The organism is Bradyrhizobium sp. LM2.9 (assembly GCF_054056555.1).
Genome location: NZ_JBSRYJ010000002.1, coordinates 7,659,991 through 7,685,197, shown reverse-complemented (window position 1 = coordinate 7,685,197; position 25,207 = coordinate 7,659,991). Strand labels below are relative to the sequence as shown.

24 protein-coding genes, 1 tRNA gene and 5 pseudogenes are annotated in these 25,207 nt (G+C 62.8%); 15 read left to right on the top strand and 15 right to left on the bottom strand.

Annotated elements, in window-relative coordinates; genetic code table 11:
* Window positions 1–4 precede the first annotated feature (4 nt).
* The 3 genes from ACVWW3_RS38890 to ACVWW3_RS38880 are packed head-to-tail and all read right to left on the bottom strand — an operon-like array spanning window position 5 to window position 3,962.
* Window positions 5–1,954, bottom strand: a complete 1,950-nt coding sequence (locus tag ACVWW3_RS38890; RefSeq protein WP_456651203.1) for a molybdopterin biosynthesis protein — start codon at window positions 1,952–1,954, stop codon at window positions 5–7.
* A 13-nt stretch (window positions 1,955–1,967) separates the two neighbouring features.
* On the bottom strand, window positions 1,968–3,074 hold the full coding sequence (locus ACVWW3_RS38885) for a molybdopterin-binding protein (protein WP_456651204.1): 1,107 nt from the start codon (window positions 3,072–3,074) through the stop codon (window positions 1,968–1,970).
* A gap of 54 nt (window positions 3,075–3,128) precedes the next feature.
* The gene (locus tag ACVWW3_RS38880) at window positions 3,129–3,962 is read right to left on the bottom strand and encodes a substrate-binding domain-containing protein (protein ID WP_247347360.1); all 834 of its coding nucleotides are present in this window, start codon (window positions 3,960–3,962) and stop codon (window positions 3,129–3,131) included.
* A gap of 95 nt (window positions 3,963–4,057) precedes the next feature.
* On the opposite strand from ACVWW3_RS38880, the pseudogene ACVWW3_RS38875 reads away from it, so the two are divergent.
* Both ACVWW3_RS38875 and ACVWW3_RS38870 read left to right on the top strand, forming a co-directional pair.
* Window positions 4,058–4,433, top strand: a pseudogene (locus ACVWW3_RS38875) (substrate-binding domain-containing protein); the annotation flags it as partial.
* A 101-nt stretch (window positions 4,434–4,534) separates the two neighbouring features.
* Entirely contained in the window at window positions 4,535–5,764 is a 1,230-nt protein-coding gene (locus ACVWW3_RS38870; protein ID WP_354106906.1) for an ABC transporter substrate-binding protein, read from the top strand.
* A gap of 125 nt (window positions 5,765–5,889) precedes the next feature.
* On the opposite strand, the gene ACVWW3_RS38865 is transcribed toward ACVWW3_RS38870, so the two are convergent.
* A complete protein-coding gene (locus ACVWW3_RS38865; protein ID WP_456672379.1) occupies window positions 5,890–6,867 on the bottom strand; it encodes a TAXI family TRAP transporter solute-binding subunit in 978 nt (325 codons plus the stop codon).
* A gap of 107 nt (window positions 6,868–6,974) precedes the next feature.
* Between ACVWW3_RS38865 and ACVWW3_RS38860 the strand changes: the two genes are divergently transcribed.
* Complete coding sequence (locus tag ACVWW3_RS38860; protein ID WP_456651205.1) at window positions 6,975–7,952, top strand: Bug family tripartite tricarboxylate transporter substrate binding protein; 978 nt, start codon at window positions 6,975–6,977, stop codon at window positions 7,950–7,952.
* Between the two features lie 350 nt (window positions 7,953–8,302).
* A tRNA-Ile gene (locus ACVWW3_RS38855) sits at window positions 8,303–8,378 on the top strand.
* A gap of 208 nt (window positions 8,379–8,586) precedes the next feature.
* Here the strand turns inward: ACVWW3_RS38855 and ACVWW3_RS38850 are convergent.
* Window positions 8,587–9,219 carry a TetR/AcrR family transcriptional regulator gene (locus ACVWW3_RS38850; RefSeq protein ID WP_354047461.1) on the bottom strand — a complete coding sequence of 211 codons (633 nt, stop codon included), beginning with the start codon at window positions 9,217–9,219 and terminating at the stop codon, window positions 8,587–8,589.
* 370 nt (window positions 9,220–9,589) lie between these two features.
* On the opposite strand from ACVWW3_RS38850, the gene ACVWW3_RS38845 reads away from it, so the two are divergent.
* From ACVWW3_RS38845 to ACVWW3_RS38825, 5 genes and pseudogenes are all read left to right on the top strand, one after another.
* Entirely contained in the window at window positions 9,590–10,210 is a 621-nt protein-coding gene (locus ACVWW3_RS38845; protein WP_354047462.1) for an isochorismatase family cysteine hydrolase, read from the top strand.
* Window positions 10,211–10,278: 68 nt separating this feature from the next.
* The gene (locus ACVWW3_RS38840; RefSeq protein ID WP_354047464.1) at window positions 10,279–11,370 is read left to right on the top strand and encodes an HlyD family secretion protein; all 1,092 of its coding nucleotides are present in this window, start codon (window positions 10,279–10,281) and stop codon (window positions 11,368–11,370) included.
* Window positions 11,371–12,959: pseudogene (locus ACVWW3_RS38835) on the top strand (MFS transporter). It begins immediately after the preceding gene.
* Window positions 12,960–13,003: 44 nt separating this feature from the next.
* Window positions 13,004–13,624: a cysteine hydrolase gene (locus ACVWW3_RS38830; RefSeq protein ID WP_354068809.1), complete on the top strand. Its 621-nt coding sequence runs from the start codon at window positions 13,004–13,006 to the stop codon at window positions 13,622–13,624.
* Between the two features lie 251 nt (window positions 13,625–13,875).
* A pseudogene (locus ACVWW3_RS38825) lies at window positions 13,876–14,028 on the top strand (SOS response-associated peptidase); the annotation flags it as partial.
* A gap of 505 nt (window positions 14,029–14,533) precedes the next feature.
* Here the strand turns inward: ACVWW3_RS38825 and ACVWW3_RS38820 are convergent.
* A complete protein-coding gene (locus tag ACVWW3_RS38820) occupies window positions 14,534–14,917 on the bottom strand; it encodes a PLDc N-terminal domain-containing protein (protein ID WP_247441105.1) in 384 nt (127 codons plus the stop codon).
* A 155-nt stretch (window positions 14,918–15,072) separates the two neighbouring features.
* Between ACVWW3_RS38820 and ACVWW3_RS38815 the strand changes: the two genes are divergently transcribed.
* Window positions 15,073–15,198 (top strand): hypothetical protein, encoded by a 126-nt coding sequence (locus ACVWW3_RS38815; RefSeq protein WP_256467604.1) that lies wholly within the window; start codon window positions 15,073–15,075, stop codon window positions 15,196–15,198.
* 131 nt (window positions 15,199–15,329) lie between these two features.
* Here the strand turns inward: ACVWW3_RS38815 and ACVWW3_RS38810 are convergent, their stop codons facing one another.
* Complete coding sequence (locus ACVWW3_RS38810; protein WP_456652086.1) at window positions 15,330–15,539, bottom strand: DUF3551 domain-containing protein; 210 nt, start codon at window positions 15,537–15,539, stop codon at window positions 15,330–15,332.
* A 357-nt stretch (window positions 15,540–15,896) separates the two neighbouring features.
* Between ACVWW3_RS38810 and ACVWW3_RS38805 the strand changes: the two are divergent.
* From ACVWW3_RS38805 to ACVWW3_RS38795, 3 genes and pseudogenes are all read left to right on the top strand, one after another.
* Window positions 15,897–16,374, top strand: a pseudogene (locus ACVWW3_RS38805) (universal stress protein).
* A 72-nt stretch (window positions 16,375–16,446) separates the two neighbouring features.
* Window positions 16,447–16,575, top strand: coding sequence for a hypothetical protein (locus ACVWW3_RS38800; RefSeq protein ID WP_007600646.1), 129 nt, complete (start codon window positions 16,447–16,449; stop codon window positions 16,573–16,575).
* A gap of 145 nt (window positions 16,576–16,720) precedes the next feature.
* Complete coding sequence (locus tag ACVWW3_RS38795) at window positions 16,721–16,915, top strand: hypothetical protein (protein WP_456672378.1); 195 nt, start codon at window positions 16,721–16,723, stop codon at window positions 16,913–16,915.
* 22 nt (window positions 16,916–16,937) lie between these two features.
* On the opposite strand, the gene ACVWW3_RS38790 is transcribed toward ACVWW3_RS38795, so the two are convergent.
* The 7 genes and pseudogenes from ACVWW3_RS38790 to ACVWW3_RS38760 all read right to left on the bottom strand — a co-directional run bounded on the left by ACVWW3_RS38790 (window position 16,938) and on the right by ACVWW3_RS38760 (window position 23,435).
* Entirely contained in the window at window positions 16,938–17,735 is a 798-nt protein-coding gene (locus tag ACVWW3_RS38790) for an adenylate/guanylate cyclase domain-containing protein (protein ID WP_456651207.1), read from the bottom strand.
* Window positions 17,736–17,894: 159 nt separating this feature from the next.
* Window positions 17,895–19,085, bottom strand: a complete 1,191-nt coding sequence (locus ACVWW3_RS38785) for an adenylate/guanylate cyclase domain-containing protein (RefSeq protein WP_456651208.1) — start codon at window positions 19,083–19,085, stop codon at window positions 17,895–17,897.
* Between the two features lie 114 nt (window positions 19,086–19,199).
* The gene (locus tag ACVWW3_RS38780) at window positions 19,200–19,784 is read right to left on the bottom strand and encodes a HutD/Ves family protein (RefSeq protein ID WP_456651209.1); all 585 of its coding nucleotides are present in this window, start codon (window positions 19,782–19,784) and stop codon (window positions 19,200–19,202) included.
* 44 nt (window positions 19,785–19,828) lie between these two features.
* The gene (locus ACVWW3_RS38775; RefSeq protein WP_456651210.1) at window positions 19,829–20,344 is read right to left on the bottom strand and encodes a hypothetical protein; all 516 of its coding nucleotides are present in this window, start codon (window positions 20,342–20,344) and stop codon (window positions 19,829–19,831) included.
* A gap of 195 nt (window positions 20,345–20,539) precedes the next feature.
* The gene (locus ACVWW3_RS38770; RefSeq protein ID WP_456651211.1) at window positions 20,540–21,694 is read right to left on the bottom strand and encodes an ABC transporter substrate-binding protein; all 1,155 of its coding nucleotides are present in this window, start codon (window positions 21,692–21,694) and stop codon (window positions 20,540–20,542) included.
* A gap of 26 nt (window positions 21,695–21,720) precedes the next feature.
* Window positions 21,721–22,566, bottom strand: a complete 846-nt coding sequence (locus tag ACVWW3_RS38765; RefSeq protein WP_456651212.1) for an amidohydrolase family protein — start codon at window positions 22,564–22,566, stop codon at window positions 21,721–21,723.
* 25 nt (window positions 22,567–22,591) lie between these two features.
* Window positions 22,592–23,435 (bottom strand): annotated as a pseudogene (locus ACVWW3_RS38760) (shikimate dehydrogenase).
* On the opposite strand from ACVWW3_RS38760, the gene ACVWW3_RS38755 reads away from it, so the two are divergent.
* Together ACVWW3_RS38755 and ACVWW3_RS38750 are read left to right on the top strand one after the other, a co-directional pair.
* The gene (locus ACVWW3_RS38755) at window positions 23,392–23,616 is read left to right on the top strand and encodes a hypothetical protein (protein WP_456672476.1); all 225 of its coding nucleotides are present in this window, start codon (window positions 23,392–23,394) and stop codon (window positions 23,614–23,616) included. The pseudogene ACVWW3_RS38760 and the gene ACVWW3_RS38755 overlap by 44 nt on opposite strands.
* Window positions 23,617–24,000: 384 nt before the next feature.
* Window positions 24,001–24,300: a hypothetical protein gene (locus ACVWW3_RS38750; RefSeq protein WP_354047485.1), complete on the top strand. Its 300-nt coding sequence runs from the start codon at window positions 24,001–24,003 to the stop codon at window positions 24,298–24,300.
* Window positions 24,301–24,360: 60 nt separating this feature from the next.
* On the opposite strand, the gene ACVWW3_RS38745 is transcribed toward ACVWW3_RS38750, so the two are convergent.
* Window positions 24,361–25,206, bottom strand: coding sequence for an SDR family NAD(P)-dependent oxidoreductase (locus ACVWW3_RS38745; RefSeq protein ID WP_456651214.1), 846 nt, complete (start codon window positions 25,204–25,206; stop codon window positions 24,361–24,363).
* Window position 25,207 lies beyond the last annotated feature (1 nt).

Sequence of the window (25,207 nt, the reverse complement as noted above, 5' to 3'; positions counted from 1 at the left end):
AGCTCTACGCTGGCCGGAAACCGGCCCGCTCCAGCGCGGCGCGCGCCTCGTCCGAACCGAGTGCGGCGAGAAAGGCCTGCACCGCCGGCCGCTGCTTGCGCACTGTCACCAGCGCCAAATCATAATGCTCTTCCGCGAGCGGAATGAAACCGAGGCCGACCGCATGGGCGACCGGCGCAATGGTCATGCCCCAGTCGGCGCGGTGCTGTGCGACGGCCGCGGCCACCGCATTATGCGAGCGCGGCTGGTTCCAATACCCTTCCGGGCGCGCACCACCGAGCAGCCGGTCGATCAGGATGCGCGTGCCGGCGCCCTGGTTGCGATTGACCATGATGCAGACGGGATCGGAGAGCGCGGCGGCGACGGCCTGCTTCGCGTCCAGGCCTTCGAAACGCTTGTCGCCCTGGCGAAACACGATGCCCTGCATCCGCCGCCATCCCGGCACGAGCTCGAGTCCTTCGACGAGGTAAGGCGTATTATAGGTCTCGCTCTTGTCGTCGAACAGATGGATCGGCGCCAGATCGCATTCGCCGCGCCGCGCCGCTGCAAGCCCGCCGAGACTGCCGACCGCGATCGAGCGCACGGTCAGGCCGGCGTGCGCGAGTTGCGCGGTGACGAGATCGAGGCCGGTGCAATGGCTGCCGACGATGACGAGATCGGGCACCCGCACATGCGGCGTAAACAGCGTCACCTCGGCCTCGGTCTTGGCCGGCATCTGCTCGGCAAGCGCGTCGATGCGCAGAAAACCGTCGGCCTGCGCGAACGACGTGATCGCACCGGAGCCCTTGCCCGAGGGATAGGCAATCAAGCCGTCCTTGCCTTCGACCAGCGACACCATGACGAATTCGGTGCGGCCGAGCTCGGAAGCAATGCGCACCGGCACAGTCGCGTTCACCTTGGCATCGGAGCGTGGTGGCAGCCCGGCCATCTTGCGCAGCACCGGCACGATCATGTCGTGGAAGGTGAACATCGCCGAGGTCGGAAAACCCGGCAGGATCACCACCGGCTTGCCGTCGCAGACCGCAAGGCACAACGGTTTGCCGGGCTTGAGCGCAATACCATGCGCGACGATGCCGGGCTGGCCGAGCCGGCCGATGATGCGATGAGAGAGATCGCCCGCGCCTTTCGACGTGCCGCCGGAGAGCACCAGCATGTCGGCATCCGCAAGCGCGCGGCGCATGGCGGCTTCGAGTCTGGCTTCGTCGTCCGGAATCGCGCCGAGGAAAACCGCATCGCCGCCGTTCTCGTCGATCGCAGCGGTGACGATCGCGCCGTTGGTATCGTAAATCGCGGCGGGCGCGAGCACCTCGCCGGGCTGGACCAGCTCGTCGCCGGTGGAGATCACAGCAACCCGCGGTTTGCGCGCGACAGTCACGTCTGCAATGCCGCAGGCTGCCAGCATGCCGATCTCGCGCGAGCCGATGATCGTGCCGGCGCGCAGCAGCGCCTCGCCGCGCGCGATGTCGGATCCCGCATAGGATACGAATTGCCCGGGGGACACCGCACGACGGACGTCGATCGCATCAAGGCCGGCCGGCTGGGTGTGCTCGACCATGACGACGGCATCGGCACCGCGCGGCAGCGGACCGCCGGTGGCAATCGGCGTTGCGGTTCCCGCCGCCACTTGCAGCGCCGGTGCGGTACCGCAGTGGATGATCTCACCATTCAACCCGAGGCGAACCGGTGCGCCTTCGCCGGCCGCTGCAAGGTCCGCCGAGCGCACCGCAAAGCCGTCGACATTGGAACGGTCGAACGGCGGCACGTCGATCGGCGCGGTGATGTCTTCGGCGAGTGCCGCACCGAGCGCATCGGCAAGCTTGCGGCTTTCGCTTGGGATCGCGCGCGGGAACAGCGCGGCCTCGAAGCGTGCCAGCGCCTCCTCGCGGGACAGGATTTTGAGGAACTGCTCCTGTTCGAGGGCGCTGCGGACTTGCGATTGCGGGATCATCGTCATGCCAAAGACCGTATCATTCCCGCATCAGATAGGCATCGACCGGCGCGCCCGCTGCAAATCCCTCGTGGCTGGCGGGAACAAGCAGCCATGCATCGGCACGGGCAATTGCCTGGAGCGGCCATTCGCCTACCGCAAGCGGCACCCACGCATGATGTTCCTCGGCCAGCAGGCCAATTTCGGCGATGCCGACGCTGGATGCGATTTTTCGCGCGAGCGGCAAGGTTATCCGTCGGCGCGGCAGCCGCGCCGACAGCCGGTCTACGAGCGGCAGCACGAGCGCGAGCCAGACCGCAAGCGCCTGATCGGCCGAGCCGGGCAAGGCGACGACGGGAACCTGTCCGAGCCGCCCGGCCGCCGCGGTGCGTCCGGGCTGGAGCGCAAGACCATGCGCGATCACATCACCACGCTGGGCCAGCGCCGTGACAGCTGCATCCTTGCGACCGACGCCGCTGCCGCCGACCGTCAGCAGGAGATCGCAGGTGGGAGCGCCGAACGCCCCCGCGATCGATGCCACATCTCGCGCACCGGCCTCGTGAGTTTGCACATCCAGCCCTGCGGCGCGTGCGATGTCCGCAATCAGATGCATGGTCCCCGTTGCGCCTGGTACATTGACAATGCGCAGCCGCGGGCGGCGCACGCTCAGTCGGTCCAGTCCGGCGGCGCGCGCGAGCAGCAGAGCGGCAGGACCGACCGGATACCCCTCTGCCGCGGCAGGCGTGCCTCCGTCGATGTCACCTCCGGCGCGCCTGATGCCCTGCCCCGGCACGCCCTCCGCCAGCACCTGGGCGAGCGGACCGGACAGTTCGACTGCGTCGGCATCGAGCACACAGTCGCATCCCGCCGGCATCGCGTCCCCCGCATCGACCCAGGCGGGCGCCGTTGCGAGAGGCAGCGGTGAATAGGAGGACGCGCCGACCAGATCATTGGCGCATAATGCCCAGCCGTCCGCGGCAGCGACGTCGCGAGGCGGATGGGCCGCAAGCAGCGGCGTGCCCGCCGCGATACAGCCGGCCGCTTCAGTCAGTGGCAACTCCACCGGCGCGAGCGGATCAAGCCCCTTCAGCAACGCAGCGAGCGCGGTGTCGAGCGGCGTCAGCGATGGCGGCAGGCGCTGGGTCATGCGCCATGATGGACCATGCATCGCCAGGTTTGGCAACCGTTGGCGATACGAACGTCAGCCGCCTGACTTGTCCGCATTGGGGAAGAACAGCTGTTGTCCGTCGACCTTGTATCCGGCGATCGCCGCCTGCCCCTCCGGCGAGGTCAGCCAGTCGATGAAGTCTTGCCCGAGCTCCTTATTCACGTTCGGAAACTTCGCGGGGTTCACCAGCATCGCGCCGTATTGGTTGAGCAGCCGCTTGTCGCCTTCGACGAGGACGTCGAGATCGCCGCGCTCCCGAAATGCGATCCAGCTGCCGCGGTCGGACAGTACATAGGCGTTCGCCGTGCGCGCTGCGTCGAGGGCGGAGGTCATGCCCTGCTTGAACTCGCGATACCAAGCGCCCTTGACGCTCGCGATGTCGATACCGGCGACGATCCAGAGCGCGAGCTCTGCGGCATGCGTGCCCGAGCGGTCGCCGCGCGTCACGAACGGCGCACCCTTGGCCTCGATCGCTTTCAGCGCGGTTGCGATGTCCTTGCCTTTCACGCCGGCGGGATCGCTCTTCGGCCCGATCAGCACATAGTCGTTGTACATCACGTCAAAGCGCTTCACGGCAAAACCGTCCGCGACGAATTTCTCCTCCTGCGGCCGTGCGTGCATCAGCACGACGTCGACTTCGCCCCTCCGCGCCCCGTCGAGCACCTCGTCGGCGCGCCGCGCGATCACCGTCACGTCGATGCCGGTCTTTTCGCGGAAGATCGGCAGCAGATAATCGAGCAGGCCGGACTCCTGCGTCGCCGTGGTCGTGGCCAGCACGATCGCGCGGTCCTCCGCGGATGAGGCCGCAACGCCCGCGGCGAGGCCGCAGAGAAGCGCGAGTGCAACGGACAGGCGGCGGACGGCCATGATCGGGTTCCAATTGGCTATGACGCGAGCATGATGATGATGGATTGCGCCGCACTCGTGACGCGTTTGCTCGTTCCGGCGCCCAATCGCTGCGCGCACGCGGGCTGGAGCGCCTGCAGCGCGACGAGGTGACGGCCGTGGCAGTGCACTTCCACAGCCTCGATGCCGACGGCAATCTTGCCGCTGCCGCCAGTGCTGCGTGACGCTCCGGACCTACGTGATGCATTGCTGGTCGCGTTCGTGCGCCGCGAGCAGGGTCTCGTGCTGCCGCCGGGCAATCCGAAACGGCTGCGCGGCCTCTCCGACGTGCTCGCGCTCGGTGCCAGAATGGCGATGCGGCAGCGCAGCTATTTCCGCCCCACCATGTAGGCCTTGATCCGGTTCCTCAGCGAAAAACGGTTGCGGCAGCGCGCCGAGGAGCTGACCGGCTACGATCCCTCGCCGGCCGGACAAATCCGCTTCGCGGCCTGACGTTGACGCCCGCCCCCAAATAGTTGCAAAAGAAACCAATTCAGCCGGGCCATACCCGGGAAGCAACACCGGCCAACGCGCCGGATCAGGGGAGGACACGCGTGAAGCCAACGAGATTTGGACTGCCGGTCGCTGCCGGCTTTGCAGCGACGTTCCTGGCGGCAACGCTGCTGCCGGGCGCCGCAATGGCGCAGGTTTCCGACGACATCGTCAAGATCGGCGTGCTCACCGACATGAACGGCCCGGCCTCGGCACCGACCGGCCAGGGTTCGGTGACGGCGGCGCAGATGGCGATCGACGATTTCGGCGGCACCGTGCTCGGCAAGCCGATCAGCATCGTCGTCGGCGACCACCAGCTCAAGGCCGACATCGGCGGCGCCATCGCGCGGCGCTGGTACGACGTCGACCAGGTCGATCTGATCGTCGACGTGCCGGTCTCCGCGGTCGGGCTCGCGGTGCAGAACATGGCCAACGAGAAGAAGCGGCTGTTCATCACCCACTCCACCGGCACTGCGGATTTCCACGGCAAGTTCTGCTCGCCCTATGCGATCCAGTGGGTGTTCGACACCCGCGCGCTTGCGGTCGGCACCGCGGACGCCGTGGTCAAGCGCGGCGGCGACAGCTGGTTCTTCATCACCGACGACTACGCCTTCGGCCATTCGCTGGAGCGCGACGCCTCGGCGGTCGTGACCGCCAACGGCGGCAAGGTGCTGGGCTCGGTGAAGCCGCCGCTGGCAACGCCCGACCTCTCCTCGTTCGTGCTGCAGGCGCAGGCCTCCAAGGCCAAGATCATCGGCATCGCCGCCGGTCCGCCCAACAACATGAACGAGATCAAGACCGGCTCGGAGTTCGGCGTGTTCAAGGGCGGCCAGCAGATGGCGGCATTGCTGGCGCTGATCACCGACATCCACGGCCTGGGCTTGCAGGCTGCCCAGGGGCTGTTACTGACGACGTCGTTCTATTGGGACATGGACGACAAGACCCGCGAATGGTCGAAGCGCTACTTCGCCAAGATGAACAAGATGCCGTCGATGTGGCAGGCCGGCGTCTATTCGAGCGTGATGCACTATCTCAACGCCATCAAGGAAACCGGCACCGACGATCCGCTCAAGGTCGCCGCGAAGATGCGGGAAAAGCCGATCGAGGATTTCTTCGCCCGCAACGGCAAACTGCGCGAGGACAATCTGATGGTGCACGACCTCTGGCTGGTGCAGGTGAAGACGCCGGAGGAGAGCAAATATCCGTGGGACTATTACAAGATCCTCGCGACGATCTCCGGCGACAAGGCGTTCGGTCCGCCGGACCCGGCGTGTGCGATGGTGAAGAAGTGACGGTGTAGTGAGAGAGGTCATCATGCCCGGGCTTGTCCCGGCCATCCACGATCTTTCAGACGGCACCAAGAACGTGGATGCCCGGGACAAGCCCGGGCATGACGGCTGTGGGTGTACTGCGCGCCCTATTTCACCACTCCGATCTCGCGAAAATACTTCATCACGCCCGGATGGATCAGCTCCGGCTTCGGCGCGGCCGCGACCGTGTTCGCGGCCGTGGTCTCGCAGGCTTGCGCGAGCTGCTTGCAGAAATTTGCCTCGACGCCGTGCAGCGTCTTCGCCAGCCGGTAGGCGACATCGTCCGGCAGGTCTTCGCGCGTCAGGACAAAACTCCAGGAGCCGAGCGAGGCGATCGGCTCGGATTGTTTTGGATAGCTGCCCGCCGGCACGGTCAGCGGCTTCAGGAACGCATGTTTGGCGCGGATGCGCGCGATCTCTTCGGCACTGGGCGCGATGAAGCGCGCGCCTGACGCGCTCGAGGCCACGGCCGCAAAGCCGGGCCAGCCGATGCCGGCGCCCCAGAGTGCTGCGACACGTCCATCCTCGACCATCGCGGGACCGTCGCCGGCGCGGTCGAGATAAACAGCCTTGAAATCCGCGTCCTGCTTCAGGCCGAGCCCATCCAGCACGTAGCGCGCCAGGATCGGCAGGCCCGAGCCTTTTGCGCCGAACGCGACGGGCTGACCGACGAGATCGCGAATCGTCTTGTAGGGACTGTCCGCGCGCACCACGAACATGCCGGGGTTGGAATAGATCGCAGAGAGAATCTTCAGCCGGACCGGCCCGCGGCCGATGCCGGCAAAGGCTTCATAGGCCGGCTCGCCCGCGACCAAAGCGAGATCGAGCTCGCCTTTCTCCAAGAGCGGAATGTTCTCGTTGCTGCCCTTGGTGTTGCGCGGGACGATAATGGCTTGCGGATCGGCCGCATTCATCGCTTGCGCGAAAGCGTTGCCATAGAGGGGAAAGCCGCCGCCGGGCGTCGCGGTGCCCAGGCTAATCGTAGAGCTGATTGTCGTGGTCGAAATGGGCTTGCCTCCGGTTTGAGCAGCGGCGGGGCTTGAAAGCAGCGCCGCGCCGAGAACAATGGTGATTGCGAATCTCATGGTCGGTCCCGGCGGGCCCGCGTCAACATCGACTTGCGACGATGTAGGCAGCGCCCCGATTTTGTGAAAGCATGCAGCCCAACGACAATAGAACAATGGGAGACTTCATGTTGCGAATTTTGCGTAACAGTATTTTCGGGCTGGTTTTAATTTCAACGCTTTTTAGCGCCGCACCTCCCGCCTCCGCAGCCGGATATCCCGATCGTCCCGTGCACTGGATCATCGGCTTCTCCGCCGGCGGCCCGGTCGATATCGTCGCGCGAATCATGGCGCAATGGCTGTCGGACCGTCTCGGCCAGCAGTTCATCGTCGAGAACCGCACCGGCTCGGGCGGCAACATCGCCGCCGCGGCCGCGATCAGCTCGCCGGCGGACGGCTATACGCTGCTGTTCGTCGCGCCCAACAACGCGATCTCGACCTCGCTGTACAAGAAGCTGCCGTTCGACTTCCTGCGCGACACCGTGCCGGTCGCGAGCATCATGCAGCTCACCAACATGCTGGTCGTCTCCAACGCGTTCCCCGCGAAGACGGTTCAGGAGTTCATCGACTACTGCAAGGCCAATCCCGGAAAAATCTCCTTCGCCTCCTCCGGCAACGGCACCTCGGTGCACATGTCGGCCGAGCTGTTCAAGGTGATGACCAAGTGCGACATGGTGCACGTGCCCTATCGCGGATCTGCGATCGCCTTCCCCGACATCATCTCAAACAAGGTGCAGCTGATCTTCGACAATCTTCCGTCCGCGCTGGAGCAGGCCAAGGGCGGCAATGTCCGCGCACTTGGCGTGACCTCGCCGCAGCGCTGGCCGAGCGTGCCCGATGTGCCCGCGATCGCCGAGACCGTGCCGGGCTTCGAAGCGGTCGGCTTCTACGGCATCTCCGCGCCGAAGGGCACGCCGCCGGACGTGATCGATATCCTCAACAAGGCCGTCGGCGAAGCGCTGAAGGACCCGAAGCTGATCGCCCGTCTCGCCGAGACCGGCGGCATCCCCAAGCCGATGACGCCGGCCGAGTTCGGCAAGCTGGTCACCGACGAGACCGAGAAGTGGCGCAAGGTGGTGGAGTTCGCCGGGGTTTCGGTGGATTAGCGCCGTCCCGCGGACAAGAGGCTGTAGCCCGCCGGCAAAGACGTCAGGGGGAGCCGCGGGCCCCCCTGAAAACAAAACTCGCGAAAACAACCCCATGCACAGTAGAAAGATCAAGTGATCACAAGGGGTTACGGCAGCGAAAAAATCGAGCCCTAGGCATGGCAATTTGACTTGTCGGGCAAAACAGGAGCATAAGTGCATCGTCGCAAGTTTCGGGTATTCAAAAATTTACCAGCGATGCTGCGCCGACGTTTCCATCCGCCAGAGCCAGCATTGCACCCCCGGCTCCATCCCTGTAAACGAACCGCGCACCGTTGCCGGCCACGCTTTCTCGCGGCCGTCTCGCGGCGGGGCCTGTAGCTCAATGGTTAGAGCCGGCCGCTCATAACGGTCTGGTTGCAGGTTCGAGTCCTGCCGGGCCCACCAATGAAGTCAATCGGTTATCGATTCTCTTCCTCCTCGGTGTGGGGACGCCGCACCAGTTATCCGAAGAGGTGCCGCTGACCGCACTTATTAGCCAGGAACACAATATGTGATGGGCGAAATGACAAAGGTTTGTTTGCCCCGGATCGCAAAATTAGAAAGCGTGGCGTACAAAAATGTTAGATCGGCGAAGATTGGAGGAACGCGTACTTCACCGTCCGGACTTCGACTTGGCCTTCAAGATATTCATCGCGAACCGTGCTAACGCCTTGCCAAACTCCTGGTCCAGCGGCAAATGACCTAGAATCAGGCGGAAGTAGATCGCGCCATAGAGAGTATCCAGTGCGATCTCGACATCAAGCTTGCTGTCGAACTCACCACTTTTGATTCCACGCTCGATGACTTCGCGTATCGCGACGCGGCGCCCGGCAAAAAAGCGCTGGCGAAAATCTGCGAGCATTTCGGGCTCCGATTGTCCTTCCGCGAGCAGTTCGGCAACGATCCGCCCAAGCTTTCCATTATATCGTCGCACCAGAAGTGAAAGATGGTTGCTGATGTCTTCGCCGGCACTCTTGGTGTGCGGGACCGGCGTATTTGGAAGCATGACGTCAATGAAGGCCTCAATGGCAACTGCCGTCTTGCTGGGCCACCATCGGTAGATCGTTGTCTTACCGACACCCGCCTTGTGCGCGATAGCTTCAATGGTGAGCTCGCGAACAGTCGTGGAATTCAAGAGCGAAATTGTCGCTTCCAGAACCGCCAGCCTCGAGGCTTCGCTGCGCGGGCGCCCAGGTGAAGCTGTCTCGGAAGGCGGTCCATTTCTTACCATGTCCAGGCTCGTCATTTATGATACGACCCGTATCGTTATCACACCTTGCCTGCGCAGGGAAAGACAGGCCCACGCCGCGACTGACTTTCCCCCGACTAAATGTCCTCGGAATTGACCCGAGCCCAACGTCGACCGCCGCCCGGCATGGTCCGTTGCCCCGTAGCCGCACCCCGCCACTGCTCTTGACCGACGGAACCAGAGCAACATCGCCCCGGCTCCCAGGAACGCCCGAAAATAAATCACTACGTATCGTATCGAATCTATTGCAATGACGTTCGTAATATAATACGTCACGTATCGAAATTAAACTCTATCGACCCATCCCGCTCAGTGACCGGTGCCGGGATTAATGCTCCCCCGGTCACAACATCGGAAAGAAGCTGCCATGAAAGAGAACTACTCAACCAAGGACACGGCCCTCCTGCTGGTCGACCTGCTCAACGACTTCCTCGACGACAAGGGCAAGCTGGCCGGCCGTATCGGCCCGATGCTCAGGAAGACGGACCTCAAGGCGCATCTCGCGCGCCTCATCAAGGGAGCGCGCGCTGCGGGCGTCAAGATCTTCTACGTGCCGCATGGCCTTCACGAGCACAGCTTCGACGACGTCCGTCACGTGCATCCGAACTGGCAGTGGGCGATGGAAAACAAGGTCTTCTGGAAGGGCCAGTGGGGCGGGGATTTCTACGAAGCCTTCGCGCCCCGTGACGGCGACACGATCGTCAGCAGACACCGAAGTTTCGACAGCTTCGTCAATACAGACATGCTGGCCAAGCTACGGGAGGCAAAAATCGAGAAGGTCGTGCTTGCGGGCCTGACGTCCCACACCTGCGTCGAAAGCGCCGGTCGCCACGCCCTGGAGGAAGGCTTTCACGTGACGTTTCTGACCGATGCGGTCGCGGAGTTCACCGAAGAGGCTCACAACGCCGCTCTTAAGCTTTCGTATCCAACCTTCGGGCACGAAGTTACGACGATCGACAGCTTCCTCGCGGCCATCGAGCTCGCCTAGAAGGTCACTCGGCGGCGAAGCGTGGCTTTTTCGCCGACGCTCCGCCGCCGTCCAGCCAAGTGGACGAAATGACCCGGACAAACACCATTGGTCGTTCAGGAATTCCAGCCCTTCACACGTGGCGCCGTCTGGTTATTCCGTTGGCAGCGATTGCCGTCGCGACTGGATTTGTTGCGCTGGCAACTCTTCGATGGGATTCCTGGATGGCGAGCCTGTCGCTTCAAACCACGAACGACGCCTATGTGAGAGCGGAGATGACGCGCTTGAGTAGCCGGGTAGCCGGAGCAGTCAAATCGGTCGACGTCGTCGATTTCCAGCGTGTGAAGGCTGGCGATCTTTTGATTCGAATTGATCCCGCCGACTACGACGCTCAGGTCTCCCAGGCCGAGGCAGCCGTCGTGAGCGCAAGAGCCGCCCTCGATAATCTCGGCAATCAGGTCGAGCTTCAGAATGCGACCATCGCCCAGGCGGGGGCCCAGCGCGCGTCGCTGCAGGCGCTCGAGCTCGCGGCTCAGCAGGAGGAAGAGCGTCAGCAGACCCTCTCGCAGACATCTTCGGGGACTCGACAGAAGCTTGAGCAGGCGATCGCCGCCTATGCCAAGGCCCAAGCCGACGTCAATGCAAGCACGGCCCTCGTCTCCGCCCAGCGTCATCAACTGGAAGTGCTGGCAGGAACCAGGCAGCAGCGCGCGGGCGACCTGCTCGGAGTTCAAGCGGCCCTGGAAGCAGCCAAGCTTCGGTTCGGCTACACGACCATCGTGGCTCCCTTCGACGGCGTCGTCAGTGAACGACAGGTGCAGCCGGGGGATTACGTCACGATCGGCAGCAGCCTGATCAACGTGGTTCCGCTGCCTAACGTCTACGTCATGGCGAATTACAAGGAGACCCAGCTCAGGCGGGTCCGAGCCGGTCAGAACGTCGACATTATCGTGGACACCTTCGGAGACCAGACCCTGCATGGCCGGGTCGAGCGCATCGCGCCGGCAAGCGGATCACAGTTCGCGCTGCTTCCACCAGACAACGCGACGGGCAACTTCACGAAGGTAGTGCAAAGAATCCCGGTGCGGATCGAACTGGACGCGGGTCAGCCTCTCCTCGCACGGTTGCTGCCTGGCATGTCGGCCACGACCCGAATCCATATCGAAGGGATCGGTGAATAGATGTCACGAACTAATGTCATCGAAAGCGGCCCGATTTCCGTCGGAAAAGTCTCGCAGAGACCTCTCGTTGCGGTTGCGGCTGTCATGCTCGGGGCGTTTCTCGCAAGCTTCGACACCCGGCTGTTCTCGCTGGCGCTCCCCGATATCCGTGGCGCCATGGCCATGAGCTTCGACGAAAGCGCCTGGTTCAACACGGCTGGTACCGCGCCACAAATCCTGATCGCTCCCGCCGTAGCTTGGTTGGCGACAGCCTTCGGCGTGCGCCGGGTTCTCGGAATTCCGAGCTTGATTTACGCCGTCGTGTCACTCCTTATCCCCTTGGTCCGCGACTTTCACGCGCTTCTGGCGTTGAATATTGTTCACGGATTTCTTCTCGGCATCTTCGTTCCAGCGACGCTCCTGGTAATCATCCGTGCGCTCCCGATCCAATGGTGGGTGCCGGCGCTGGCGATCTATTGTATCCGCGTCGGGTTCTCAATGAATTCGGGCGTTGCGCTAGTCGGTTTTTATCTGGAGCACGCCGGCTGGGAATGGATCTATTGGCAAGGCGCGCTGATAGCTCCTTTGATGGCGCTGCTCACTTATTGGGGCACCCCACACGAGCCCGTCAACGAGGAATTCGTAAAAGATGCGGATTGGGGCGGAATGCTTCTGCTAGGTTGCGGAACGGCCATGATATTCGCCGGTCTCGATCAGGGAAACCGTCTCGATTGGCTCAATTCGGGTACGGTCGTTTCACTGCTGGTGAGCGGTGGCGTATTGACTGTCGGATTCTTCGTCAACGAAGCGCTCGTCGAGAAGCCGTGGGCGTACGCCAACGTCCTCTTGTCCCGCAACATCGGGCTCGCCTTGCTAACAGTGCTGCTGTTCACGCTGACGAGCCTTTCTAATTCCTCCCTGGCGCCCGGCTTCCTCACAAACATAACGCAACTACGGCTGGATCAGTCAGGTCCGCTGTTCCTGATCTACGCGACGCTGCCAATGCTGGTGCTCGTGCCCCTGTCGGTCTACCTGGTCAAGACACACGACCTGCGGATCACCTTGATCGTCGGGCTTGCTGCGTTTGCGGCGGCTGGCCTCCTTGGCACGCAATTGACGCACGAGTGGTCGCTTGCCGACTTCATTCCGATGGCGTTGCTGCAATCCGTTGGGCAGTGCTTTGCCCTGTTTACCGCCGTCATGTTCGCCCTGGCCAACTCGAACCCTGACCGCTCCACAGCCTTCGCCGCATATATTCAAGTGATGCGCCTCTGTGGTGCCGAATTTGGCGTTTCCTTGATGGCGACCTGGCTGAGGATACGCGAACAAGTCTCGTCCAATCTGCTTGGCTTGAATGTTGCCCGCGGAGACGCGGACCTCGTTTACACGCTGTCGCAAATGGCAGCCCCCTTCGTCTCACACGGCGCGCGTCTGCCACCGCAACGCGCGCAACAAGCACGCTCGCAGCCGCCATGCAGCGGGAGGCCAACACCTTGGCCTATATCGACGCATTCTGGCTCACGACCTGGTTTGCTATTCTTGCCCTGGTCTGCGTTGCCTTCATGAATCCGCCGCCCGTCGGACCGTTCTCTCCCAAATCGGGCACCTAGCAAGCCTGTCGCACCAACAATCATGATGAAAGAACGAGGACAATATGACAACCCACACCTACGCCGCCGACCGCACTGCGCTTCTCGTCGTCGATCCGTATAACGACTTCATGAGCGAAGGCGGAAAGCTCTTCAATGCCATCAAGGAAACTGCCGACGCGTCAGGAATGTTCGGAAATCTCCGCAGGTTGTTGCCTAAAGTGCGTTCAGCCAAGATCCAGGTTTTCATTGTGCCGCATCATCGCTCACATCCGCACGATTTCAACGGCTGGGAGCACATCAACATGTTCCAGAAGGCAGGCTTGCCAACCAAGGCGTTCGAAGCCGGGACGTGGGGCGGAGAGTTCAATCCCGAATTTGGCCCCCAGGAAGGAGATGTAGTTGTCAAGGAACATTGGGCGCAAAGCGGCTTCGCAAATACGGATCTCGACCTCCAGTTGAAGCAGCATGGAATCCAAAAGATCATCCTCGTGGGCCTAATTGCGAATAGTTGCATCGAGTCGACCGGCCGCTTCGGCATGGAGCTCGGGTATCACGTCACGCTTGTGAAAGATGCGACAGCCGCATTCAGCGCCGAAGGCATGAAGGCTGCCGAAACTAACGCCCCAATGTTTGCCCATGCGATCCTGACGACGAAGGAGCTACTGGAACGGCTGCCTTCGTGATGAGGTACCGCACCCGTTTCGCACCAGAAACGACCTCGACAAAGCGCGCCGAATGCGATTGATCTCAAACGAACGCCCAGCAAAATCAACAACCACGTCCGTTATTGCTCATAACGGTCTGGTTGCAGGTTCGAGTCCTGCCGGGCCCACCAGCGCTTTCAAACATTTAGCTAGAAATCCGCGGCCCTTAGCAATCGACCGCCTCGGTTACCGCCACAAATGCGTGCCCATCTGTTCAACCGCGCTATCGCAAGCAATTGCTCCGGATGCGGCCCGACGGCGGCACGACCAACATCCGCAACGTGAACAGCAAGCACTGAACGCGCTGGCTGGGTCCGCAGCACCGCTGCGTGGTGCCGCTCAACAGCTTGCGCGAATTCAACACGGCCAAGGACGGGGACATCTGATTCGCGATGCGAGAGCGATCCGGTGGGCAACCTGCAAACCTGGAAGACAAAAATCTGCCTTCTAATTCCCTTTGGGCCCGGGCGGTCCGATCGGGCCTGCAGGTCCGGCCGGCCCTGGGGGACCCGCCGGTCCGGGGAGGCCGCAGTTCTGTATCACCACGTCCCTCGTATCCGGTCCGGACGTGATCTTTACGATACAAGTGGACGGAAACTCCGGTCCAATCCACCGAAACCCTCCGGTCGAAGTGCTCTCGACTTTCACGGTTTTGCTTGGATCGATCCTGATCTCCACGCTGGGCTCGCGGGGTCGTCTTACTCTTCCGACGATGACCAGCTCGCCCTGCGATATGGTGGCGGTTGTTATGGATATTTCCGCATGCGCGCTTTCAGTCCACGCAATCGCAAAGCCAGCTATAAAAGCTCCAACGGTGCCAAAAGGCTTTGCGAGCATCATAGGCCTCCGTGCTTCCCTCACCGCTTCGCATGCGTCGCGCATCGACGGTTAAGAGACCAGCTTGGTGCGAAGGCGCCCGTACTCGATATCGGTTATGGATCCCGATTGTTTGAGCTGATCGAGCTTGGAAAGCTCGTCGGCGACACTAAAGCCGACGACGTGCCGTAATTCCTCGCGCGCCCGCTGAGCCTGCTCGGCGCTGCGTTCCGCCATCCCCCTGCCTTGGGTGATGAGATAGGCAAAGATGCCCAGATAAGAGGTTAGAACCAGCGCGAGCACCCACAGTGCCTTGCCCCATCCGGAAATGTCGTGGCGCCTGAACAGGTCGCCATAGATGACGATGAGCAGCCAGAACCAGACGACAAATGCGAATACGGCAATCATATCCATCAGAAAATTTCGATATGTGAATCCTTCCTGAGCGAAGAACATTGCGATCCCCTATTGAGTTGCCGTTCTCGATCTTTGCCGCACGCCAGTCGCGCGACCCACTCCGCGCTGGCTCAACGGCAGTACCGATGCGACACACGGTGCGACCTTCCGCTGGTCGAGCGATGCCAGCAGCTGCCGTTCCTCCAATAGTATCGATGCCAATGTTGATGTCGCCGGTGGGCGCCAGCGATGGCTCCGGCCGTAGCTCCTATGGCAGCACCGCGGCGACCACCGACAGCACCACCAATGACGGCACCTCGAAGCGCACTCTGAGCAAATGATTCGCTGGAAGGAACCATTCCTGCGAACGAGAGCAGGATGACGAACAGTGCAAGTTTTCGCATCGGGGGTTTTCCTTGATTGACCGCTTCTGCCATGCGGTAGCGCCGAATGGCTTAGCTCCGAGCGGTTATTAGCGTCGCCGCGAAGTGGCATAGCGCGGATTGATGCCGCAATATGCGTTCGTGCCAGAAGCGGCAGCCAGGCATTGCGAGCGGGTGGCGAACTGACAATTGCCCGGAAAGCCCCAATTGCGACCTCGCAGGCAGTATCGATCTGCCTCGGCAGCCCGGACCGGCTCCAAGAAAGCAAGGGATATAGCGGTGGTGAGTAACGCCAGCATCGGAACGACGCGATGCATCTCGACCTCCATGGATAGATGAAGATGAATATACCGGCGACGCGAGGGCAATCCAGCCAGTAAAACCCCTTGCCAGACGCTGGGGCGTTTATTGATGCTGCCTGGCGCGAAAAGTGCTCGGGGCGACGGCGGCCGGCGAATTGACGCGCCTGGACGATGCAAAGCGCATGATGGCGGCGCTAGCGAAGTTGAGCCTGTAAGGTTTCAATAGCAATTCATGCGGCGGCAGCCACCCCGGCATCGCCGGCGCAAGCCAAAGAAAACGCGCGTGGACCCACGGCGCGTACCGAACCATATTGGCCAGGCATCACTTTGTTCGAGGAGTAAGGGAGCCACCAAATGTACGCCAACATTCTCTTGAGCACGGATGGATCGGACGTCGCGAGAAAGGGCGTTGAGCATGGCATCACCCTGGCGAAGGCCTTGAACGCCAGGCTGACAATCATCACCGTGACGGAAGCGCTGCCGGTCGACTATGGCGGCGGGCACGACTCGGGATGGATTCCGAGCCGGGACGAGATCGATAGCTTTGACGCCGCCTGCAAGGCCCGTGCGGGCAAGGTGCTCGACGAAGCCCGCGCGATGTCGGAGCAGATCGGCACGCCTGCAGAATTCTTGCATGTTCCGAATGCGCACCCGGCGACTGCGATCATTGAAACCGCAAAGTCCAGGGGCTGCGACCTGATCGTCATGGCCTCCCATGGGCGTCGCGGCCTCAGGAAGCTGTTTTTGGGCCGACTGGGGCAGCCAGACATCCGAGGTCCTGGTGGACGGAAGCGTACCCGTGCTGGTGGTGCCGAAGCCGGCATCAGTGTAGGGCTTATCCGAGCCCGCTCAGCTGTCCGCTGAACGACCGCACAACACCGCCCTCTGGCGGCAGGAGAATTTCATGACGAGTGAAAAAGGCCCGAACATCAAGAAGAAGCAGAAATGCAAAAACTGCGAGGGCAAAGGCTTGCTCAAGAAGGGCGACAAGGTGGTGAAGTGCCAGCGCTGCAAGGGCACGGGGGTGCGGTGATGTTGAGTTGCTGGCCTCTGTACTGTCGAGGTGAGGTCGATTGACCAATAGCCTGGGCTCCCCGGCCGGGCTCTCTCGAAATGCTGCGGCTGGTCCTGCGCCGGGCGGGCGCCATCTGCACGGGAGATTTGAAGCTGGCGCTCGTGTGCCGAAACTCAATATCGTCGTCATGTCCGGCAGCCTCACCGGTCCCCTGCCCGCCCATACGACGTTCCTGCACAAGCGGTTTTCTCCGGTCTCCTTTCTCCAGGCCGTGCGGAAACTGCGCCTCGCGACCGTGCTGAGTACGGGACAGCGTGTGTATCAGTGCGTCGAATGCGATCGTGTTGAAGTGGATTGACGCCGACCCTCGCGCAAGCTCCTCACCCTTCCACCCTATAGAGCCTCCACCTTTCCGGCACGCCCTTGAGCTGGTGCACGCCGTGATCCCTGAAGCGGATCTCGGGCTGCGACACCAGTAGCTCCTTGACCGCGCTCGAGACCAGCACCTCGCCGGCGCGCGCTTTGGCGGCGACGCGCGTGCCGATGTGGAAGGCGAGGCCGACCGCCTCAGTGCCGCTCACCGTGTATTCGCCGGCATGCAGACCAACCCTGATCTCGAGGCCGAGCGTGCGCACCGCCTTCTGGATCGCGGTCGCGCAAGAGATGCCAGCGGCGGGCTTCTTGAAGGTCGCCAGCACGCCGTCGCCCGTCGTCACGACTTCCTTGCCGCGCGAACTCTTCAGCTCCTTGCGGACCGACGCGTAATAATGGCCCATCACCTTGGTCCAGCGGATATCGCCGAGCTTTGCCGCTTTTGCGGTGGAACCGACGATATCGACGATCAGGATTGTGGCGAGGGCTTGCTTGAGTTCGGTGTTGCCCCCCGCGGGTCGGCGCCGGAGCACGATCGCGCCAACCAGCGGCTCATAGCGATGGTTGCGGCGCCGCGCGATCGCGGCCTTTGCATAATCCTGGGCACGCTGCGCGCTGCCGCAGCGAATTGTTTTCTCCTGCGGCAGACGCGTCCAGTAGACCTTCCGGCCGTCGCCCGCGCCCTGGACCTCAACGGCGCCCCATTTCAGGAAGATTGCCGTGCCCACGCGCCGGACACACCACGCCTTCGACGTGTATCCGGATATGTTCGACTGATGGAGTCCGATGCGAAGGAATTTTGGCATGAACGTGCGGCCGATCGATCAAACGCTTGGGCGGGCCTGGCGCCAAGCGTAGTCACACAATCCTGCGTTGGCAACAGGACGCGCTTGGCGCGTGCGGCGAGACCAGCAAATCTTGCTTCCCGCGATTGGGGACACCTGCGTGGCCGCGGGCATCCCGCCTCAGCCGTGATACGCAAACAGCTCGATCGGCTCACTGAAGCCGCGCACCCCGTGCTCGCCCAAGCGCTCCAGATCGAACTGGCGATCGACCAGATCGGCGAAGTCGCGCGACAGCAGCACCGTCTTTCCCAATTGCTTGGTCAAAGCTTCGAGCCGCGAGGCCATGTTGACGGCGGGGCCGATCACGGTGAAGTCGAGCCGGGTGCTCGATCCGATATTGCCGTACATGACGTCGCCGACATGGACGCCGATGCCGTAGTTCAGCGGTGCGCGGCCGGTGCCGTTGTTGCGTTCGTTCAGGACGACCATGGCGCGACGGGCTTCGGTCACGGCATGCAGCAGGTTTGCGCAGGCGTTGGGCTCGCTGAGCGGGAAGATGGCGAGCAGGCCGTCGCCGATGAATTTCAGGATCTCGCCGCCGTGCCGCGCGATCGGCTCCGACATCGCGTCGAAATAGTCGTTGAGCAGATCGATGACGTCGTCGCGCGGCCAGTTGTCGGAGATTTTCGTGAACTCGCGCAGATCGCAGATCATGATCGCGGCGCGTACCGTCGTGCCGGTGCCGCGCCTGGTGGCGCCGGCCAGGATGAGCTCGCCAGCGTGGGAGCCGACATAGGTCTCGAGCAGCGTCCGCGCCAGGCGGTTCTTGATGCGGATTTCGCTGACCAGCGACAGCACCGGCAATATGTTCTTGAGTGCGGCGATATGCGCGGCGTCGAAGCCGCCGGACCGGTCGGTCGCGAAGGTGACGAGATGGCGCTTGCCGAGCGTGTGATAGAGCGGCCAGGCCACGTATTCGGTCAGGCCTTTCGCGCGCATCTCGTCGTAGAGGGCGTGCTTGCGGCCGAGCGAGGGGTCGCGTTCGAGATTCTCGCGTACCTCGGTTGCGCCGTCGAACATTTCGTTGGCGGGACTGCCGATAAATTCGGACCGCTCGCGAACGTCATAGTCGACCCGCGCGATCTCCGCCTCGCGCATGCCGTCGGACCACATGAAGCGGGCCCCGAGCCATTGCGGGTGCTGGATCAGCACGTGAAGCGTCGACCGCGCCAGCGGAATGCCGGCCTGCTGCAGCCGGATGCACATCTCGGCAAAGATGTTGTCGATGAAGCGCTGGTCGCGCGTGCCGTTGGTCAGCCAGTCGACGACGCCGTCGGACAGCGTGGCGGAGTTTTTGTCTGGCGCGGTCATATCCTGCCCTTCAGCGGCGGTCTGCATCAGGCCAGATATCGTGCTCCGACGCTGCGGCGTCAACCTGGCCAGATGCACGGATTGTGCGCATCGCTCGGTGGGCAGGATCGCCGTTCAACCGACGATCCGGATAGACCCCAGCACGGCCAGCCCCGAAACGAGCACGAGCGTCGATGCCCCGGTCAGTTCGACCTTCAACGTATTTTCGTGCGAAATCGCAAAACCCACACTGTCGAGACGAATGCTGCAATCGCCGGACACCGCATGGATGAGATGCGTGCCGGCGGGCAGTTGCCGCTCACCGGGCTCCCGGAGTGCCAACAGCTCGATCTCCGCCGCACCGCGCCGCGCCATCAGATTGACGACCTCGACCGGGCCGGCCTCGAGATCGGTGACGATCTCCATCTCGCCGGTGAAGCGCACGGTCGTGAACGGCTCGCGCTCGTCGAACTCCCGCTCCGGGGCTTTGAGCACCAGCCCGCGCCCGCCGATCACCATCTGCAAGCGGTCGATGCCGGACATATGGGAGAACGGCCCGGGCGCCACGATCGGCGTGGATGCGAAGCGCCACAGCAGGCTGTCCCAATCCTTCACCGGGCTGCCTGGGCGATGCGCATCCGCGATATCGGTAAAGATGCCGCCGCCGTTCTTCCAGGGCGAACGGGCGTAGTCTTCGGATTTCAGCAACGTGGTTTTCATGGTATGGGCGTCCGACGGGGATCACCCGCACATCATTAATCGTCTCACGCCTTCGCGTCGAGCCTGCTGCTCAGCTCGTTGACGAGCGAATCCACGAACTGGTTCTGATAGGCCGAGATGCCGCTGAAATAGACGGGGCCGCCGGCTTGCACCAGCATGCCGCCGCCGGAGATGGCGGCATCCTTGGCGCCGCCTTCGGACTTGGTGTCGAGCTGACCCATAGCGTCGTTGAGCTGCGCGGAGGTCTTGTCGTCCATCTCACCATTGGCCTGAAGCGTGGCAAGCAGCGACCGATAGGCACTGCCGAGATCGGCTCCCGTAACTGTCTCGGCCGTGGCGGAGAAGGTGCCGTTGGTCTTGCCGGAATAGCTCTTGTAGGTCAGCGTCTCCGTGCTGGTGCCGTCGGCATTGGCTTTGCTGTCGAGCATCAGCTCGAACGCGCTGCCATAGACGCCCGTCGTCAGCATGTTCGGATCGTTCGGATTCTTGTTCTTGCCCGCGCCTGATTTGTCGGAGCCTGCGGTCCAGTTCGGCGGGACGGTGTAGCTGACGCTGGTCACGTCGTCATTCCTGTGTTCATTGCGCGGAAACATTTAGCAATTTTTGTGCCAGCGAAGGATCAGTTGATTTGCCTCGACTTTCTTCTCCGGAGCTGGCGGGCAGACGTTGCCGCGTCGTGCAACGCTGCAAAAAATGCCCGGCAGTTTGATCCCACCGCGCGATTGCCCGAGGCTTGCGTCATTGCAGCGGGCTGCTCACTCGCCCTTGCCGCTCTTCAGCTTCGGCAGCGTCTCGACGATCTTCTGCTTGCCGTCGACGATCTCGGCGAGAAAACTGGCGCGGTCGATGTCGCCGTTCTGGTCCCAGCTTGCCTCCATCAGCATGCCAGGCGCCTTGTCCGGCGCCAGCGTCAGGCCCTTCATCGCGGCGGCAAACGCCTTGCTGTCGAACTTGCCGATTTTCTCGGTGACGTATTTGACGAGATAGACGGCGGTGTAGCCCTTGATGCCGTTATGGTCGGGCCGGTATTTGTAGCGCTCGCTGAACTTCCTGGTGAAATCCTCAATCGCCGGCACCGGTGCATCGGCGGAAAGGCCGACATGGCCGCGCACGCCGTTGGCGGCGGGACCGGCGAGCTCGACCGCCTTCTGGCTGAGCAGCGTGGTCTCGCCGAACAGCGGCGTCGAAAGACCCTGCCGCTTCGCCTCGATCAGGAAGCGGGCGCTCTCCTCCTCGTTGATGTAGACGAAGACGGCGTCGGCCTTGGCGCCCTTAAGCTTGATCACGTCGGAGCCGAAATCGACCTGGCCCTGCTCGGTGGAGATGTCGGCCGCGATCTCGATGTTGCGCGCCTTCATCTCCTTGGCGAAATTGTCGTGGCCGCCCTTGCCGAAATCATTGTTGACCCAGACCAGCGCAACTGTCTTCACCTTGAGCTTGTCGTGCAGATAGTTGGCGATCTTCGGCATCGAGAATTGCTGGCCGAAGGCGGTGCGGAACACCCAGGGGTTTCCTTGCGTGGTGATGTCGGCCGCCTCGGCGCCGACGATCTGCGGGATCTCGGCTTGTTGCGTCAGCGCCATGTTGACCTTGACCGAGCCGGAATAGATCGGCCCGAGCACGACATAGGGATCCCTGTCCAAAACCTTCTGCACCTGCGCACGCGAGACGCCGGGGTTGCTCTGGGTATCCAGATGCTCGGTCTGGATCTTTCGGCCCAGGATGCCGCCGGCAGTGTTGATCTCGTCAACGGCGAGTGCGACCCCGTCGCGCCAGTTGGTGCCCGACACCGCGCCGGGGCCGGAGAGCTCGATGACATCGGGGATGTAGACCGTGCTCTGCGCCTGCGCGCCATTTGCGCCTAGCGCTGCCGCGATCGCCACGACGGCCGTCCCTGCAAGGTGCCTCATGATGTCTCCTCCCCTTTGTTGTCTTGTTATGCTTGATCTGCCGCGCCGTCGAAGCCGAGCAGCCTTGCCGGCGTGCGCCAGAGCAGGCGGTGCTGGTCGTCCGGATCCGGAAACAGTTTTGTCAGCACCGCGAGCAGCGGCCCGTAGTCAAGCCGTTCGGCTGCGCGCAGGAACGGATAGTCCGAGCCCCAGACGCAGCGATCGAGCGTGATGGCTTCGACCAGTGCGGCGATGAACGGCCAGGTGTCCTCATAAGGATGTGCCTGCTGCGAGAACTTGTAATAGCCGGACAGCTTGACATGCGCGTCGCGCTCGCGGCCGATCGCCAGCAGCGCCTGGAATGCTTTGCCCCTCACGCCCTGCGCGACCGAGGGACGACCGCAATGGTCGAACACCAGGCGCACATGTGATTTTTCGATCAGCGGCAGAAGGTCGAGCAGCTGGTCCTGCTCGACCTGGATCTGGAGGAACAGGCCGAGGCTGGTCAGCTTCTCCAGCAGCGGCGCGGTGTCGCGATAATAATCGGCGCCGTGGAACGGCACGTTGAAGGCGACGCCGATCACGCCGGCCGCCTTCAAGCGTTCGAGCTCGCTGATACCGACGTCGTTCTCGACCACGGCGACACCCTTGAAGCGGCCGCCGCCCTGACTCAGGGTGTCGATCAGGATTCGGCTGTCGCTGCCATAACCGGTGTTGGTGGCGACGATCAGCGCGTGCCTGACGTCGAAGGCGTCGAACACGCGGATGAGCTGTGACGCGGGCGCGATCTCCTGCCCGCTCGGACGGTATGGCGTGTCGCCCGAATAGGGAAAGCGGACGGGATCGATGGCGTGGACGTGGCAATCGATCCTGGGGGACGCCGGCAGTGTCATGGCGCAGAACTCCCCATTGTGCGTGTCAGAACGTCGCTTCGATCGCCTTGATCAGCGCGGGCGTCACGTCGGGCATCACGCCGAACCATGCCTTGAAGGCGAGCCGGGCCTGGTTGAGCAGGAGGCCGAGCCCGTTCACGGTCACGCAGCCGCGCGCACGGGCGGCAGACAGGAACGGCGTCTCCAGCGGCGTGTAGATGAGATCGGCGGTGAGCGTTTCGGGCCTCAAGCGCGACAGGTCGATCTCCAGCGCGCTCTTGCCGACCATGCCACGATCGGTGCAGTTGACGAGGAGGGCGACATCGCCGAGCGCCGCGTCGCGATCGTCCCAGGCAACCGTGCGGATGGCGGAACCGAAGTCGTTTGCAAGGGCCTGCGCCTTCTCCGCCGTGCGGTTGGCGATGCGTATCTCGCGCGCGCCGTTTTCGAGCAGCGCCACGACCACGGCACGCGATGCGCCGCCGGCGCCCAACAAAAGAATCGGCCCGGCGTCGCCGCGCCAGTCGGGCCTGGCATCGCGCAGGCTCTGGACAAAACCGTTGCCGTCATTGTTGAAGCCGGAGAGCGTGCCGTCTTCTTCGACGACAATGGTGTTGACGGCACCGATGCGCTTCGCGGTCTCGTTGACGCGGTCGAGCAGCGGCATCGCCGTCTGCTTGTGCGGCATCGTGACGTTGCATCCGCGGAAGCCGAGCGCGACAAGTCCGCGGAGCGCATCCTCCAGCCGCTCCGGCGCCCACCGCGAGCGGGACATAGGCGCCGCGCATGCCGTGGGCCTTCAGCCAGTAATTGTGAATGACGGGCGAGCGCGAATGCGCGACCGGCATGCCGATCACGCCCGCCAAACCAAACCCATCCGCCTGCGGCATGCTGCGCTTCCACCCAAACCGCGCCCTTCGGCGCGCGACCATTTTATTTGGTCAATTGTACAAATCATTAGAGGGAATGGCTATCGCGCGCAATCTGAATCTCGAGATGGCGGTACGGATGGAAACTGACGTCGGCCAACTGAGGGGCCGCCTCCTATTGCCCTTGTCCGGCGGAATTTAGGTCAGAAATGCACCCCTTTTTGGTGCCTTGCACGAAGTTCGGAGTACCGTAATAATCCATACATTGGGTTATCCGTTCGCGCTTCGGCTAAGCAATTGCGTAACGCGCTCCTTTCAGTGGGAGAATTGCAATGCCCGTGTTGGACTTGCCGCACTGGTTGATGATTGCAGGCTCCGCGTTGGTATATGGGCGGGCTCATTGGCTTAGGGGTTAACCGCAACAAGCAAGTTGAGAGCGATCCCATTCTGCTCCCGGGCGACTTAACGGCATGGAGAGCCGAGGGATCAGAGACCTCGGGCATTGCGGCCGCTCGGGATTCGCACAGGTGAGCACTGACGACTTGCGCCCGTGGCCAATTCCGCGGAGCAAACTCTGGAGAGTCATATGGCCCTGCACTTTGCTCGCATCGATACTCCGGTGAATGAGCTTGAAATCTGGATGGCATGCAGCGGCGGATTTTCGTTTGTGATCAGTAACGAAAACCGCACCGGTCCTGGCCTTCACGGAAAGCCGGGCCTGGTCGCCTCATGGCGACCCGTCCAGGTGAACAAGTCCGCAATCAAACTTGGCGGCTCCCCCTTCAATACTTTCGCTGAAGCCGAGAAGGCGTGCGAGGCTCTCCTGAAAGCACTTGAGCAGATGAACGCATTGCAAACCCGGACGATTGCGGCCCCGCCGCAATGAAGAGAGGCCTCTGCTTCGGCGGGTGCGTCCAATTCCGCGGTGCAGGATTGCGCTTGCGTCTTACATTCCGCTCAAACCACTATCCACCGCAAGCGTTTGCGCGGTGACGTAGACGCTCTCGTCCGACAGGAAGAACAGCACGGCGTAGGCGATTTCCCAGGCTGTCGCCTGGCGGCCGAAGGGGACGTGGCCCTTGCCGCGGTTGGGTCGGCCGGCGCCGGCCTCGCGGCCGTTCGGCGTGTCGACGAGGCCGGGATAGACAAGATTGGCGCGGATGCCGCGGCGCGATCCGAGATGGGCGATGTTGCGCATCAAGCCGCCGAGCGCGGCTTTGGACGAATCATACACCGCCATCTGCGAGCCGGCCTTCAGCGCGGCGATCGAGGAGATGAACACGACGGCGCCGCCATCGTCGAACTTCGGCATCGCGGCGCGGCAGCACAGCATCGGGCCGCGGACGTTGACGTCGTAGATCCTGTTCCACTCCTCGGGGCTGACGGTATCGAGGCCGACCTTGCCGAAGGTGCCGATGTTGAGCACCATGCCGTCGAGACCGCCCATGGCGCGATGCGCCTCGTCGATCATGCGCACGACGTCGGCCTCCGACGTGACGTCGGCCGCAATCGTAAAGGCTTCGCCGCCGTCGTCGGTGATGCGCTTCACCGTCTGCCCGGCCGAGGTGTGGTTGAGATCGGCGACCGCGACCTTCGCGCCTTCGCGGGCGCAAAGAATGCTCATGGCGCGGCCATTGCCGATCGGATCGGTGGCGGCGTCGAACACGCGTTGTCCACCGCCGACGATCAGGATGCGGTGCCCTTTGAGACGTCCCCTGCCCGGCGCTTCGCCCAATGACTCGGCGCTTGGCGGGCGGACGTAACGGTCCGGCTTGCTATCGGTATCCGTCATC

Coding starts and splice junctions, on each gene's coding strand:
- ACVWW3_RS38820 (WP_247441105.1), bottom strand. CDS start 14,917: ATGTTCTTCGCTCAGGAAGGATTCACATATCGAAATTTTCTGATGGAT.
- ACVWW3_RS38845 (WP_354047462.1), top strand. CDS start 9,590: ATGAAAGAGAACTACTCAACCAAGGACACGGCCCTCCTGCTGGTCGAC.
- ACVWW3_RS38745 (WP_456651214.1), bottom strand. CDS start 25,206: ATGACGGATACCGATAGCAAGCCGGACCGTTACGTCCGCCCGCCAAGC.
- ACVWW3_RS38765 (WP_456651212.1), bottom strand. CDS start 22,566: ATGACACTGCCGGCGTCCCCCAGGATCGATTGCCACGTCCACGCCATC.
- ACVWW3_RS38880 (WP_247347360.1), bottom strand. CDS start 3,962: ATGGCCGTCCGCCGCCTGTCCGTTGCACTCGCGCTTCTCTGCGGCCTC.
- ACVWW3_RS38750 (WP_354047485.1), top strand. CDS start 24,001: ATGGCCCTGCACTTTGCTCGCATCGATACTCCGGTGAATGAGCTTGAA.
- ACVWW3_RS38770 (WP_456651211.1), bottom strand. CDS start 21,694: ATGAGGCACCTTGCAGGGACGGCCGTCGTGGCGATCGCGGCAGCGCTA.
- ACVWW3_RS38850 (WP_354047461.1), bottom strand. CDS start 9,219: ATGACGAGCCTGGACATGGTAAGAAATGGACCGCCTTCCGAGACAGCT.
- ACVWW3_RS38840 (WP_354047464.1), top strand. CDS start 10,279: ATGACCCGGACAAACACCATTGGTCGTTCAGGAATTCCAGCCCTTCAC.
- ACVWW3_RS38830 (WP_354068809.1), top strand. CDS start 13,004: ATGACAACCCACACCTACGCCGCCGACCGCACTGCGCTTCTCGTCGTC.
- ACVWW3_RS38790 (WP_456651207.1), bottom strand. CDS start 17,735: ATGCCAAAATTCCTTCGCATCGGACTCCATCAGTCGAACATATCCGGA.
- ACVWW3_RS38800 (WP_007600646.1), top strand. CDS start 16,447: ATGACGAGTGAAAAAGGCCCGAACATCAAGAAGAAGCAGAAATGCAAA.
- ACVWW3_RS38755 (WP_456672476.1), top strand. CDS start 23,392: ATGCCGATCACGCCCGCCAAACCAAACCCATCCGCCTGCGGCATGCTG.
- ACVWW3_RS38810 (WP_456652086.1), bottom strand. CDS start 15,539: ATGCTGGCGTTACTCACCACCGCTATATCCCTTGCTTTCTTGGAGCCG.
- ACVWW3_RS38815 (WP_256467604.1), top strand. CDS start 15,073: ATGCCAATGTTGATGTCGCCGGTGGGCGCCAGCGATGGCTCCGGCCGT.
- ACVWW3_RS38885 (WP_456651204.1), bottom strand. CDS start 3,074: ATGACCCAGCGCCTGCCGCCATCGCTGACGCCGCTCGACACCGCGCTC.
- ACVWW3_RS38865 (WP_456672379.1), bottom strand. CDS start 6,867: ATGAGATTCGCAATCACCATTGTTCTCGGCGCGGCGCTGCTTTCAAGC.
- ACVWW3_RS38780 (WP_456651209.1), bottom strand. CDS start 19,784: ATGAAAACCACGTTGCTGAAATCCGAAGACTACGCCCGTTCGCCCTGG.
- ACVWW3_RS38785 (WP_456651208.1), bottom strand. CDS start 19,085: ATGACCGCGCCAGACAAAAACTCCGCCACGCTGTCCGACGGCGTCGTC.
- ACVWW3_RS38890 (WP_456651203.1), bottom strand. CDS start 1,954: ATGACGATGATCCCGCAATCGCAAGTCCGCAGCGCCCTCGAACAGGAG.
- ACVWW3_RS38860 (WP_456651205.1), top strand. CDS start 6,975: ATGTTGCGAATTTTGCGTAACAGTATTTTCGGGCTGGTTTTAATTTCA.